Source organism: Clostridium sp. CTA-5 (assembly GCF_054768135.1).
In genome coordinates this window covers 1-14,893 of record NZ_BAAAAT010000004.1, presented here as the reverse complement: position 1 = coordinate 14,893, position 14,893 = coordinate 1, and the positions used below count along the sequence as shown (strand labels likewise).

Annotated in this window: 13 protein-coding genes, 1 pseudogene and 1 CRISPR repeat array; of the genes and pseudogenes, 3 read left to right on the top strand and 11 right to left on the bottom strand. The window is 24.5% G+C overall.

Annotation, left to right across the window (positions count from 1 at the left end):
• Positions 1-95 precede the first annotated feature (95 nt).
• Positions 96-605: a hypothetical protein gene (locus tag ACYUET_RS09700; RefSeq protein ID WP_460279154.1), complete on the bottom strand. Its 510-nt coding sequence runs from the start codon at positions 603-605 to the stop codon at positions 96-98.
• Complete coding sequence (locus ACYUET_RS09695) at positions 523-1,395, bottom strand: AraC family transcriptional regulator (RefSeq protein ID WP_460279152.1); 873 nt, start codon at positions 1,393-1,395, stop codon at positions 523-525. The genes ACYUET_RS09700 and ACYUET_RS09695 overlap by 83 nt, the downstream gene beginning before the upstream one ends.
• 145 nt (positions 1,396-1,540) lie before the next feature.
• Between ACYUET_RS09695 and ACYUET_RS09690 the strand changes: the two genes are divergently transcribed.
• The gene (locus ACYUET_RS09690) at positions 1,541-2,953 is read left to right on the top strand and encodes an MFS transporter (protein WP_460279151.1); all 1,413 of its coding nucleotides are present in this window, start codon (positions 1,541-1,543) and stop codon (positions 2,951-2,953) included.
• A gap of 277 nt (positions 2,954-3,230) precedes the next feature.
• Positions 3,231-4,172, top strand: a complete 942-nt coding sequence (locus ACYUET_RS09685) for an IS982 family transposase (protein WP_460279149.1) — start codon at positions 3,231-3,233, stop codon at positions 4,170-4,172.
• A 328-nt stretch (positions 4,173-4,500) separates the two neighbouring features.
• Here the strand turns inward: ACYUET_RS09685 and ACYUET_RS09680 are convergent, their stop codons facing one another.
• From ACYUET_RS09680 to ACYUET_RS09645, 8 genes and pseudogenes are all read right to left on the bottom strand, one after another.
• Positions 4,501-4,638, bottom strand: coding sequence for a hypothetical protein (locus tag ACYUET_RS09680; RefSeq protein WP_460279148.1), 138 nt, complete (start codon positions 4,636-4,638; stop codon positions 4,501-4,503).
• A 128-nt stretch (positions 4,639-4,766) separates the two neighbouring features.
• Entirely contained in the window at positions 4,767-4,853 is an 87-nt protein-coding gene (locus ACYUET_RS09675) for a GGGtGRT protein (protein WP_460279477.1), read from the bottom strand.
• Positions 4,854-5,210: 357 nt separating this feature from the next.
• Positions 5,211-6,875: direct repeats of the CRISPR family, unit length 29 nt; unit sequence CTTTAAATAATACATTATTAAACATTAAC.
• Positions 6,876-7,079: 204 nt separating this feature from the next.
• Positions 7,080-9,158: a CRISPR-associated helicase Cas3' gene (gene cas3, locus ACYUET_RS09670; protein ID WP_460279146.1), complete on the bottom strand. Its 2,079-nt coding sequence runs from the start codon at positions 9,156-9,158 to the stop codon at positions 7,080-7,082.
• Positions 9,159-9,171: 13 nt separating this feature from the next.
• Positions 9,172-9,810: a hypothetical protein gene (locus tag ACYUET_RS09665; RefSeq protein ID WP_460279144.1), complete on the bottom strand. Its 639-nt coding sequence runs from the start codon at positions 9,808-9,810 to the stop codon at positions 9,172-9,174.
• 23 nt (positions 9,811-9,833) lie between these two features.
• A complete protein-coding gene (locus ACYUET_RS09660; protein WP_460279142.1) occupies positions 9,834-10,754 on the bottom strand; it encodes a DevR family CRISPR-associated autoregulator in 921 nt (306 codons plus the stop codon).
• A 16-nt stretch (positions 10,755-10,770) separates the two neighbouring features.
• Entirely contained in the window at positions 10,771-12,174 is a 1,404-nt protein-coding gene (locus ACYUET_RS09655) for a hypothetical protein (protein ID WP_460279141.1), read from the bottom strand.
• Complete coding sequence (locus tag ACYUET_RS09650; RefSeq protein ID WP_460279140.1) at positions 12,174-12,824, bottom strand: CRISPR-associated endoribonuclease Cas6; 651 nt, start codon at positions 12,822-12,824, stop codon at positions 12,174-12,176. Before ACYUET_RS09650 ends, ACYUET_RS09655 begins: the two co-directional genes overlap by 1 nt.
• A gap of 332 nt (positions 12,825-13,156) precedes the next feature.
• Positions 13,157-13,423: pseudogene (locus ACYUET_RS09645) on the bottom strand (N-acetylmuramoyl-L-alanine amidase); the annotation flags it as partial.
• 187 nt (positions 13,424-13,610) lie between these two features.
• Between ACYUET_RS09645 and ACYUET_RS09640 the strand changes: the two are divergent.
• Positions 13,611-14,204 (top strand): sigma-70 family RNA polymerase sigma factor, encoded by a 594-nt coding sequence (locus ACYUET_RS09640; RefSeq protein WP_460279138.1) that lies wholly within the window; start codon positions 13,611-13,613, stop codon positions 14,202-14,204.
• Between the two features lie 59 nt (positions 14,205-14,263).
• On the opposite strand, the gene ACYUET_RS09635 is transcribed toward ACYUET_RS09640, so the two are convergent.
• Positions 14,264-14,506 carry a hypothetical protein gene (locus ACYUET_RS09635; protein WP_460278807.1) on the bottom strand — a complete coding sequence of 81 codons (243 nt, stop codon included), beginning with the start codon at positions 14,504-14,506 and terminating at the stop codon, positions 14,264-14,266.
• Between the last annotated feature and the right edge of the window lie 387 nt (positions 14,507-14,893).

The following is a 14,893-nucleotide window of genomic DNA, read 5'->3' as shown; positions in this document are numbered from 1 at the left end:
TTTACCCCTATAGTGCAAACAGATTTATTATTTCCCATAAAATCCCAAAGGTATGTTTTATCTTTGAGATTTGTTTATATTCTATAATAAATTTATTAAAATCCTTCTTCAAAAGTATCTGTTATATCTTTTATTCCTATAATTTCTCCATTTTGAAATGAAAGTTCAATTATCTTCTTATAATCTCCTGGATTTAAAAAAGCTCTTCCAATAAATCTTTTCTTTAGTTCTGTTCCTATTATTACTTTACCTGAATAAATTAATTTTAGATTTAGTTTCTTATATACATGATATCCTTCGTAATTTACTTTACCAACTTTAACTCCATTAATATCAGGATATTCATCGCTTTTACCATTTATTTTTAAATTATCTAAATATATATTGTTATTTCTTATTGAAAAATCACAACGAAATCCCTTCCAACAATCTGTAGCTATCTCCTCTGGTTCTAAACCATATTTAGCAGGATTAAAAAAATCATATATATTTTCAGCACCAAGAAATATATATTTTCTTAATTTATATTTTATTTGATAGTTTTTTTGCTTCTCTTGGCGAGATATTATTATACTTCTTAAATAACCTACTAAAGTAATTAACATCATTAAAGCCACTATTCAAAGCAGCTTCAGTCACATTGAAATTACCTTCCTTTAAAAGAGAAAAAGCTTTATCAATTTTTAATTTATTTATATAATCTATTGGTGACCTGCCTGTAATTTGTTTGAAAGATCTAGCAAAATGATACGTACTCATGTTAGCCATCTTAGCAAGCTCCTCTAATTTTATTTTTTCACAATAATTATTTTCAATATACTTAATTATGTCATTAAATCGATTTAAATTATTTATTCTCTCCTCAAACTGTTTTTGAGTTAAAATTTCTTCTACATAATTTCTCATTAAATGAACTATTAAATCGTAAAAATATCCTTTTATAGCCAACTCATATCCTAGATTTCTTTCAAAATACTCAGCAATTATTTTTTCAATACAATTTGTTATATTCTTATCCTCTCTAACTAAATTTTTAAATAAAATTAGGTTTTGTGCTAGCGGGATTAAGAACTTAGTTTGAAGACTATCTACTTGATTACTAAAAAGAAATGATAAGTCTACTCTTATAATATAATACTTAAGATTACAACATAGATTTATGCAGTCATGAAGTTCATTGCTATTTATTATTACTAAATCTCCTGTATGTACTTTTATTTTAGTATTATTACAATTCAAAATAGCCACTCCACTTGTAAAATAAAAAAATTGAAGATGTTCATGCCAATGCCTCTCAAAAGTTGAACCTAATTGATTATGAGAATTTTCAAAAATATCTACAAAGAAGTTTTCATTTGGCATTTCTTTATAATAATAATTTGATAAATCTTTCATATGTACCCCCATTAATAGCAAAATCATGCTAATACTTAGCAAAATAATTCATGATAAATATAACTAAAACTGATACTATAAATATAACAATTTAAATTGAAAATAACAATATAGTGCTATATAAAACAAAAAGGATTGATAAATAATGAAAAAAAATAACAGAGTAATTTTATTTGTAATTGTACTAATGTCTTTTGTAGCTTGTTTAGATATGAGTATTGTAAATATTGCACTGCCTGTAATGGCTAAATCTCTTTCAGTTAGTATGTCTATTATTGAATTAGTAGTATTAAGCTATATAACGATTATCTGTGCAATAATAATGGTCTTCGGAAAGCTAGGTGACTTAGTTGGAAAAGTCACTATTTTTAAGATAGGGATTGTAATCTTTACAGCAGCCTCATTTATGTGTGGAATGTTTAATAATATTATTTTCCTCATAATCTCTAGAGTCATTCAAGCTATTGGAGCTGCAGCCTTTATGGCAAATAATCAAGGGATAATAACAGAAATCTTTGATCAAAATGAAAGAGGAAAAGCATTAGGTGTATTAGCCTCCATGGTAGCACTTGGAACAATGCTAGGGCCAGCAGTAGGTGGTGTAATACTAGGCTCATTAAGTTGGAATTATATATTTTGGGTAAATGTCCCTATTGGTATTACTGCATTGATATTAGGTATGAAATTTCTACCACAAGATAATAAAACAAAAGGGAAACTAGATATTACAGGAGCTATTACATTCTTTATTTTCAGCACAGCATTAATATGTACACTTATTGGAGAACAAAATTTAGGTTTGTTTAATCCATTAATTATAGGAGGACTAATTTTAACTTTATTAAGTTTTGTAATATTTATTAAGCTTCAAAAAATTAAAGTAAATCCTTTGTTAGACCTTGAGATATTTAAAAACAAATTATTTTCAGTTAGTTTACTTTGTGCATTCATATCTTTTGTTTGCATAAGTGCTTCAGGAATAATAGTACCATTTTATTTACAATATACTTTGAAAATTAATACTTATGAAGCAGGATTAATTTTAATGATATCACCGTTAGTTATTACACTAATCTCTCCTATAAGTGGAGCAATCTCCGATAAAATTGGTGCAAATTCAATTACAGTTTTAGGTTTGATTTTTACTGGTTTAGGTTTTTTACTTATGTCTTTTTGGAATTGTAATTCAAGCGTATTTATTGTAATAGCCTTTCAAATAGTCATGGCTATAGGAAATGGTTTTTTCCAGCCATCTAATAATTATTTGATTATGTCTGCAGCACCAAAAAACAAGCTTGGCATTGCTGGCAGTGTTAATTCTTTAGTAAGAAATTTTGGACAAGTAATAGGGGTAACCTTAGGAACTACTATTTTATATAGTCTTATGAGTTATAAAATAGGTTATCATATTACAACATATCTATCTGAAAGAGATGATATATTTGTATTTGGAATGAAGGGTGTATATATAATATTGGCAATATTATGCTTAGTTGGTGTTTTAGTAACAATTAACAGAGCTATGAAGAAAGACATATATGAAACTATTACTAATTAATAATCTTAATCTGACTCATAATATTAGCTTTTTGAATTTATTAATTTTTGTTGTGTTACTTATTAAAAACATACAAAATAGTAGCCCATGACCGCAAATCTTGGCTACCATTTTCTGATTAAAAAATTTTAATTTATGTGGTATCAGTTGCTTGAACTGATTGTAAATATATTAACGCGTTGTGCTAGTTAAAATTTAATAAAAAAACTCTAACAAAATTTAATCATCCAAATTATAATTAACTTAACAACAAAAGTATAATAAGGAGATGATTAAAATGTTAGAGTTCACTTATTATAATACTGAAAAAATTGATAATTTAAAAGACTTTTTTACAGTTTCTTTTGTGTTAATTGATGATGTTTACAACGAAATAATACCTAATTCTATAAAAAATAGAAGAAATATTTCAGAATCTAAGCTTTCAGATTCTGAAATAATTACAATTAGTATCGTAGACGAAGCCCTTACAATCGATTCTGAAAAAGCTTGGTTTTATTTCATTAAAAAGAACTTTTCAGATTTATTCCCTAATATTTGTGATAGAACGAGGTTTAACAAAACTAAAAGAAATTTATACAAAGTAATTTTAGAAATTCAAAAATATTTTTCAAGTTTACCAATATTTAAAGATGACGATACTAGAATTATTGATAGTATGCCTATTCCAGTATGTAAATTTGGAAGAGCTTACTTTAACAAAGTATTCAAGGATATATCAACTTATAGTTATTGTGCTTCAAAAAAAGAAACTTATTTTGGATTAAAACTTCATGCATTAGTTACCACTGATGGATTTATAACAGATTTTCTTTTAACTACTGCTAATCTTGATGATAGAGATGCTGTCTTTGAACTTATTCAAACAAATACTTCTATAAAAATCTTAGCTGATAAAGGTTATATTAGTGATGAACTAAAAAAATCATTAGCTAAAGAAAAAGAAATTTTATTCTTATCATTAAAGAGAAAAAATAGCAGAAATCCATTAGAAAAACAGCTTCGAAACGCTTTGTCAAAAGCGCGTCGGAGAGTTGAAACTAGTTTTTCTCAATTAGCTGAACAATTTAATATTAATAGAGTTTTAGCTAAGTCAAAATGGGGACTAATGCTCAGAATTACTCTGAAAATACTTGCTCATAATCTATCATTTGTATTAAATACACTTATAGGAAATACTCTACATGTAGAGCAAATTAAACATCTAATATTTGGTTAAAATTTAGTTAATTTTAATCAGGGATATTCTGCGCATTTTTATATTACAAGAATTTGGAATATAAAAATTAGCACAACGCGTTTATATATTTTAAGATTAAAATACATCCTTTCAAAAAATACTTTTAACTCTATCTCCCACCTTATGAGGATAATATTCTTGGAATGATTGTATTTTCTATATGTATTGCTTATTTCTTCATATATTAGATAAATAGCCAATCTGAAAATAAATACAGTTATTCCAATTACTAAAAAAAAGAATCCAGTAAACAAGTATTATTTGAAGTATTTTATTATCGACCGTCTTTTCAACGTCGTTCAACATTCTATTCAAGACATTCCATATATATGTAACCAATTCCAAATTTTGTCCCCCTTTGATTCATATTAAATTTTAAAATAAACTCTTCAAAACCCTCTTTAAAAGTTTTATCATTCTTGTAGTTCATCTTTAATTTTTTCATAAAATCCCTCCAAAAATAGACGTGAAAATAGCACACGTCATATTTCAAATTTTAAAAAATATGATGTGTGCTATATATTATTTTAAATATTTACTTATTTAAAATCTTGTAAAACCCAGTAATATCAATTACTTATTCATACCTTCTTCAACAGCAACAGCAACTGCAACAGTAGCCCCTACCATTGGGTTGTTACCCATATAAAATATGCAAATAATATTTACATTTTAAATAACTATCTGTCATTGTAATACATTGATTTTACTAGTGTTTCAGCTATTATGTAAATTTTGTTAACACTACATTACTTTTATTATTACGCTCAAAAATTTATTTGGCGTTGACAAATCGTTGACAAAAAATAAATCTAAAATACTATTATTTAGTTTCATTATAATCTTAAAATTGCTAGAAATATTTCTTAAATATAAAGACCAAGATTTAATTTTTTTGGTCTTTATAGCTCTGTAATAAAATATATTTTCTTTATAGTTTTGAGAACATGATAAAGTTATAATACATTATTAAATATTAACAAGTGACATAGCCTTAGTGCATTTCTTATAAGTTAACTTTAAATAATACATTATTAAACATTAACTTTTAGCGCCAGATCCATTATTGTTTACACACTTTTCCTTTAAATAATACATTATTAAACATTAACACAGCTTAAAGCTAATGTTACAAAAGAAGAATTTACTTTAAATAATACATTATTAAACATTAACTAAATGCAAATTTAGCAAATATTCAAACACTTGTCAACTTTAAATAATACATTATTAAACATTAACTTTGAATCAAGAACAACGGATTTTAATGAAAAAAAAACTTTAAATAATACATTATTAAACATTAACTAATGATATAGAAGTATTTTTAAATGTAACTACTATCTTTAAATAATACATTATTAAACATTAACTTTATTCCTGCTAAAGATAAGTGTGTTAATTATTTTACTTTAAATAATACATTATTAAACATTAACACTTGGTTTATTAAAAACAACATTAATGGAACTTAACTTTAAATAATACTTTATTAAATATTAACCATGTGATTTAATAACAGTTTCTATAACTACAGATCACTTTAAATAATACATTATTAAACATTAATATAAGTCATTGGCTTTACTTAACAAAGTAAATGAAAACTTTAAATAATACTTTATTAAACATTAACAAGTTGTATCTAAAGAAATAACTTTAGAAGGAAAGTTCTTTAAATAATACATTATTAAACATTAACTAATTCTTCTATCATCTTTGTATACTTATCTGAATCCTTTAAATAATACATTATTAAACATTAACTTATATAATGATAAATGTTTAGGTATTCGAATATCAAACTTTAAATAATACATTATTAAACATTAACCAATTATCGCAATAGAAAGTGAAGGAAATCCTTATTGCTTTAAATAATACATTATTAAACATTAACCCTAAATATACATCAGCAAGTAAAGTAGGAGCTTAGGCTTTAAATAATACATTATTAAACTTGTTGCTTTTCCTTCTTTGTCCCAAGCTGCCTTCATCTTTAAATAATACATTATTAAACATTAACATTTTCTTCAGATCAAATTGAAACTATTTGTCCTAACTTTAAATAATACATTATTAAACATTAACACAGCTTAAAGCTAATGTTACAAAAGAAGAATTTACTTTAAATAATACATTATTAAACATTAACTAGTACCAGTCGGTTGTACTGTACTTGGTATTATGGTCTTTAAATAATACATTATTAAACATTAACTTGCTCCTAGAATTTCTTGTTCACATCGAAGATCTTGCTTTAAATAATACATTATTAAACATTAACGATATATTACCGACTCAAAAGTATCATATAAATATTCTTTAAATAATACATTATTAAACATTAACATGTTTCATCATTCATAACAGGGTTATAACCATTTAACTTTAAATAATACATTATTAAACATTAACGGAATTTAAGAAAAGTACAATATTAGATTTTAGATTCTTTAAATAATACATTATTAAACATTAACAAGAGTCGAAATCGACTACTGATACTTTAAAAATGTACTTTAAATAATACATTATTAAACATTAACTCTTAATGATATTAACCGTTTCTAATGCTGCTTTAAACTTTAAATAATACATTATTAAACATTAACGAAGAAAGAGTAAAACCTTACTCCGAAACATTGGTAAACTTTAAATAATACATTATTAAACATTAACCCTAAAAATCTTCATAAATCTTTGGTTTTCTATATTAGTTATTCACTTGACAAAATATTTCTTTGTGTATTTGATGTTTTTTGCAGTAAACCTATTTTTTATAAAATCATAATGAAAACCTTAATTTATCTTTATTACAATATATTTTTTATTTTTTTGCAAAATCATTATTATAAGTTTACTGCAAAAATTTTATATAATTTTTTATTTGTGAAATAGATTTATTGCTTCAATATCAGCTTCCATCAAAATACCTATAACATATAAAAAGTCATTCCAATTATCATTTTTAGGTGATAGTATTTGCTTATAATTAATTTTCAAATTATGCCCCTCTTCTTCTATGTTTTCAATAAAACCTAACTCATATAAGCATAATTTATAGTTTTTGTGCAATTTAAAATCACAAACTTCTATATCATGTTTATCAGAAATAATTCTTCCATGATGTTGAATCGGAATATTAAATAGTAAATCATCATTACAAAAATTTTTAAGTAGTATTGCACCAATAAATTTATGATTCCTATTTTTAAATATATTAGGATTTGATGTTCTAAAAGGAAAATGAGCTAATGGTATTGAACCTGCTTGTGCCCATTGTTTTCCTTGCCAAACTTCATCCAATTTACCTATATCATGTAATCCACTTATCAAACTGATTTTTTCACAATTATCCATAATATAATTAGAAAATTTATTATTTAATATTTTTTGTTTTACTAAAGCTTTTACTATAGTTGCATGGGTTATCCAAGTTTCATTTTTATAATTAACAAAATCCATATTATATTTATCTTTTATTTCATTAAAATATTTAAAGGTTGATGTCTGCTCACCTTCTTTATATCTAAAACCAACTTTATCATATACACAATCATTTCCTTTAATTATAACTGTTTCACTTACTAATTTATCAGAGTACGATGTTTTTTCTATTATATTTTTATTTAAAATAAATAACTTGTTAGTTTTTGATAATTTCTTTAATACAGGTAAAGAGATACTAATGCTTTGTCTATTAAAACTATTAATATTAGAAATCTCCGTACTAATATTATTATCAATTATTATATTACAGCTATATATTTCTCTAACAAGATCTTTTAAACTACCATTAGCTAGCTTTATTTTATTTTTTCTTATAGCAACTTCATTAATTGCATCTCTATAAAACTCATCTAATATTTCTGAAACTGCATCTTTTTGTATTTCCCATATAAAGTTTAAATCAGGCCTCTTCTTAAAAAATTCTAAAGTTTTCTTTACTACCTCTTCATCAAAAAGATTATCATCATTTTGTATTATTTTAACAAATCCTGTTCCACCCCATCTTGCACATCTACCACATCTTTGAATAAATTTATCTATAGGACATCCATATGAATATAAATATTTACAAGATATATCTAATCCAACTTCAACAATACTTGTAGCAATTAATATTTTATTATTTGCTTTAGACTTTTTACTAAAATATCTGTCTAATTCACTTTCTATATTTTTTCTATCTGTACTTAAAAATTTACTATTTAAAATAATACATCTTTCTTTATCCTTAATTTCGTTATAAACATGCTCTTGTTGGCTTTGAGTATTGCATATTATTATTTGTCTATCTTTAATACCATTTATCTTAGAAAAATCTAAACTTTCTTTAAAATTTACATATATTTTTCTATCTTTTATTTCTTCTTTCTCAGCTATAACTACTTTCATATCATATCTTTTACTCAAAAAATTTATTAAATATTTTGGCATTGTTGCAGTCATAATTAAGAACTTATTACCTGATTTCTTAATACTATCTAAAAAATTTATTGTTGTTAATAATGTTTTGTCTGGTTGAAACAATTGAACTTCATCAAATACAAAATTAGATAGTAAAACATTCTTGCCTTTTATAAATGCGTGTCTACCAATTCCTAGCCAACCAGCTAATACTTGATCTATTGTTGTAACCACATATTTATTTTCTAAATATCTATCCTCTTGATTACTTGAATGCTGAATAGTCCAATTTTCTTCTATATTTAATTCTTTATTATATTCATCCAATCTTTTTTGAATAGAAGTAGCTAAAGTTCTCATTGGCTCAATAAAAATTGACCTTTTTCCATTTTTATTTAAAAGAAAATAATTTCCAATTTCTGTTTTACCACTTCCACATCCTGCTATAACAAGTACATTATTTTCCTTATTATCTTCTATAACTTTTTTAACATCAACTTGTATCTCTCTAGGATTTTTAAATTTTAAAATCTCAAAATAATTTGAATACATTAATATAAATCCTCTACATTTCTATATTATTAATAGAGCATATTAACTTAACTTGCTGCCTCTTATTATATTTATCTGAAAACATATATACATTTTCAAATTTAACCTTACTACTCCAATCATACTGTTCATATTTTCTACAATTGATGTTACTTTCAACTTTTAAAATCCTATCTAATTTATTAGTTTCTTTTATTGATTCCAAATATACTAAGCTTTCTGCAGTACCTAACCAATCAATATTTTTTAGGTATAATTCAATATCAGAAATTGAATTATCAATATAGAACACTATTTCTTTTAAATAAACATACTCTCTAAACCCCATAGAAGTGCAAAAATTCTTTGATATTAAGTAATCTCTATCTATTTTCTGTTCATCTTTTAAATCATAAAAACTATTAGCAAATCTTTTAATTCTGCAACCATTTATTTTAAATTCATTAGGATATTGAATATAAATAATTGCATTTTTAACTTTATGAAATAATTCTTTTGCTTTTTCTATTCCATCAACTTGAATAATAGCACCTAATATTGCACTTCTCACTGCATATATTGTCGGATACTCATAACTTTGACAGTTTAAATTACTATTTTCATATTTTTTAAGGGTAAATAGATTAGATGTTCCATAAGTTACCTTATACATACTTATAAATCATTCCTTCTTAATTATTTTTCAACATCTTCAATAAACTTATCTAAACATTTTGCAAAGTCTTCTATATTTTTAAACTCAGTACTATTAGTTGAAATCTCTTTATTTTTTTCTATAAAATCATCATTTAATGCAGAATATTTAGATAATACTTCATTTTTATTAGTTTTATTAACAATAATTCCTTGAATGTCTCTAAGATGAGGTAATCTTGTTGAACATAAAGCACCTTCTATATCTAAAAACATATTTTTAAAAGCTTTCAAGCACATACTTTGTCTTCTTTTTTTGATTTCTTCTGAAACCGCATCCTTTAACTTTTCATCATCAAAGCCAATTCTATCTAAATCTATTTGAATAGTTAATGCATACTCATTACTTCTTATTGGTCTATAAAATATCATTTGTGTATTTTGACTTTTATTTGTATTAGCATTAGAGGTAGTATCTATACTTTCCCCATCATCTGCAATTTGTTGACTTTTAGTTTTATTATTTTTATCTGTTGGATCAACTCTATTATGCAACATGCTTTGATAATCATTTTCCCCTCTAGCTATCGCCCAACTAAATTTAATACAACTACTTCTCTTTTCATTACTTCCTTTACCAGCATTCATAAATCCTTCAACATCATCTACTACGCATTCTCTTACTCTATTACCACATTCACTTAAATCTTTATCCTTCTCCTTAACCTTTCCATTTTTCATTGGACTAAAGATCTTACAAGTTTCACATAATTCAATCTCCTCAGCTAGCAGTCTAAGATTTCTTGAATGAAAATGCTTTAACATTTCTCCTGAAATAGCATTTCTCACACTACCATCACTTAACTCTATTTGTCTTGGTTGCATAGTATTTCCTATGTTACCTTCATTATTTAAAGCCTCTCCTTCTAGTGTTACTAATAACATTATTGCTAATTTATTCATAACAAATCCCTCCCAATTATAAATCTATTGATATTTTATCTGCTATATTTTCTGCCTCTTCATATCCTTTTTGCTCTTTCTTAATATCTACTTCATTATTAGAATCATCTTTTTGAGATTCACTTGGATTACTTGAAGCATCTTTTTTCTTTGCATAAAAAACTCTAGCATAGCTTATTATTGCATTTGCACAAATTGCTGCTTCCTTTGGTGTATTTATTAAATTAATTAAACTTATAAGTTCTTCATTATTGATGACAGGATTAGAAGTTACCCTAATATATTGATCTTCTATCTCTCTTATCCTAATAGCTAAACTTTCTGGATTTCTAACAGTGTATAATCTAGTAAGAATTTCAAAACCTTTCTTCTTATATAGAAGATAATTCAACCCTTTACCAAGTCTTTTAACTGTTTCATTATTATGGATTTCTTGAACCTTATTGTTATACATACTTATAATATCCTCCTTAAATTTTAGTTCTAAAAGTTGATTTTTCTTAGAAAATATATGAATAAGCTTATGAAAATTACTTAAATTAGGTTTTAAAATAAATCTTGCTGTTATATCTCTAACATCATAATCTATATATGACATACCTAAAATATTAGAAAATTTTTTATACAATTCTATACTCCAGTTATATACTGGCAACTTAAAATACTTATTAGGCAATGGCTTTTTTGCTGATTTTGTTAATACCATAAACAAAACACTTTCTATTTCATATCCATCACTATTTTCTAAATATGATAGATATTCTGCAGCAGTATTAGCATAAATTTCTGAAATCATAATGATATCTGACCTTTTTTCTCTTTTATCACAATATGTTTTAACGTTCATTTCATTTGTTTCTTTAACTGGATATTTATATTCATAGGGTCTTAAAATTCTACTAGCTTTATTTGGAATAAGAATAGCATTAATTTCAACATCATCATTTGTTATATAATTTGTTCCATTGATCCATCCTAAAAAAGTTATTGATCTTTTCATAGAGCTAATAGTTAATGCTCCAGGAGATGTTGAAGCCCTTATGCCTTTAGTGTTAAAAAAACTTCCGTTACATACACTTCCTTGTTTTTTCATTCCTTTTAATAATTTTTCATTATTAGTTGAAAAATATTGAAGTGTTAACCCTATATTTTTCTCGAAAAAATTATTTACTCCATTTATAGTTTTAAGTTTTTCAGTTTTATTTGAAGAACTATTACATGTATAACAATGTTTTTCCTCTATAGGTATATATATTGCATCTTCATAGTTAAAAGTTTCGTGTGATATTAAATAATATTCTTCTAATTTTTTAGTACTAAAACTTATTTCATTCATCTCTAACAATTGACATAATCCTATTACTGTACAAATATCTTCGATTTCATTAGACGAATGATATACTTTCATTTGTTGCTTCACTATATCACCTCCCACAATAAGCCATGTCCAGTAGCTGTATTTTCACCTACTCCAGAAATTGAATATAAGAAATTAATTAATTCATAATCTCCAACTACTTTCAAAAAACACTTCCAACTATTCACATGACCATCTTTGTACTTGTTTATCTTATGAGTAGGATTTATTATTTCAAACTCAATACACTTTTTATCTATGCCACATTTTTGTGCTTTACTAATTGCTATATTCTTTAATCTTTTCTCTATATAATCAAATTCGTCACTTAAAACACATTTATTTTCTTTTGATACATTTACTATTAAGCTTGTTTTAAATAAATATTTTTCTCTCTTCTTTAAATTTTCCATAGGTAATATTTTAGTTATTTTTATAACCATATCCCCAAGCCTAACTATCAGATTAGCTGATAAATACTTTATTAAACATTCTGCTATGTCATCTCTTGCTGCAATATAAAAATGTACCTTATCTTCTTTTATATGAGCATTGCTATATGTTATTAATCTAAAACTTTTATTTTTCTTATGAAATTCTTTGGAAATATTCGGACTTACATTGTTCATTATCATAGAATATATTTCATAATTATAATTGCTTTTATTAGGCAATCTTTTTTCTATAATATCTGCATTAATTAAAAATCTCAAAAATTTTTCCTCCTAGTATTAAAATTAAATTTCTAGTTTATTTTATTAATTAGCTCTTCACATACTCTAACTACTAAATGTTTCTATGTAGTTTATAAAATCTTAGGTATATATAAATCTTATTAAAGTTTGAAGTCTCTTTGTTATTATAGCATTAATTAACATATGATATAATATTTTCATATTTATTAATTATTTTACATATATTTAAGATGTTTATTTGCTATTCTCTTCAAATCCATTTTTTATTTTTCTTATTATGACTTACATCAATAGAAATTCTAAACTAAATTTATTCAATCTTTTAGTCTTCAAAAACTTTATGATTTCATATTAATATGAATTTCTACATAAAAGTCTACATTTGAATCTTTAGCTATATGATTAGCTTGATCTGCTCTTACATAACAGTCCTCAAAATTATAACTATTACTCTTATCTATCCTAAGTAAATTAACAACATGACCTCTATCCTTTAAATAATCAGCAACTAACGCTCCTATTTCTCTAGTGCATACACTTTCATCAATTCTTGCAACTACTCCACATCCAATATTTCCACTTGCAGTATGACCTACTGCTATTACAAAATTGCTCATTTTCATTCCCCTCCAATACTTAAATAAAATACATTTCATATAAAATCATGCTTCATCTAAATTAATTTTATATTCGCCTAAGATATATGGTTTTAAATACATATATACTATATATAGAAATATTTTTTATCAAAACACTATATGTAGATATTCAAATATATTTTTTAATAATTTCAAGGAGGGTTATATGGATTATAAATATATTGAGGATTTAGTTAGAAAATCTAAAGATGGAGATAAATTATCTAAAGAAAAACTTATAGAAGAGTTTAGACCTTTTATATTAAATCTTTCAAAGAGAACCTTTATAGATGGATATGATTTATATGATATACAGCATGAATGTTATAAAAATCTACTTAAATGCTTAAACTCATATAACTTAGAAAAACATAGATTTGTAGCTTATGCTACCAATGGCATTAAAAATAATATAAATGATCTTATAAAAAGATCTAAAAACAGAAGTTCTGCTGAGGGATATGAAGCTCTTACCTTATGTGATAATTTAGAACATACATTACCATCTAATAATCCTAATTTAGAAGAAATACTCTGTGATAAATGCAATTTTGAAACTTTAAAATTGGCCATTAATAATTTAAGTGAAGAGGAAAAAGAACTTATAGATTTTGTTTTCTTTAAAAATAATACAATTAAACTTTACTCTGATTTAAAAGATATGTGCTACTCTACTGCTGTTAATAGAAAGACTAATGCTCTAAAAAAAATTAATAAATATATATGTAACCTTACTCCAAAAATTGAACATGTAAATTAAAATCCAAGGTTTATTTTTAACCTTGGATTTCTTAATATACTCTAATTTAAAATAAAATCTTAATCAAATTTAAATGTAGTTACTACTGTAGTTGTATGATCAATATAATCTTTTGATAGCTCATCAATTCCATCACATATAAATTTTAACGAACATCCTTCACAATCTCTTATAACACATTCTTCAAGTAAAGAACACCCTAAACGATCTTCAAATGTTGCATTTCTTATTGCTAATGCTATTTGCTTTTTATCAAAGCACTCACTATTTTCTGAACAAACTTTAATTTTATCACTAACCATTTTTCTATCCACTCCTAAAAATTTATTTAACAATTAATTGTTAAATAGGATATATGGTTTTATTTTTAAAAATACATAAAAAATAATAAAATTATAAATTAAAAATCTTGTTAAGTCGCATTATGCAAGCAAATTCTTAAGTTCTTAAATTCTAAACTTCTAAAATTTTTTTCTTTTTTTATTCTTTTCTTTTTTTTAATTTTAGATTTTTAGAAGCTAAAGCATATATATTTAATAGATGGTCTTGTTTTAAAAATTATTAATACTCAATCATAGAATTCTCTAAAAGGAGGAACAGTTGTATGAATTTAAAGTTAGGAAAAATGAATGCTAAGACTATAGTAAAAGGAATTTTAAGTATAGGAATTATTTATACAGTAATCATCT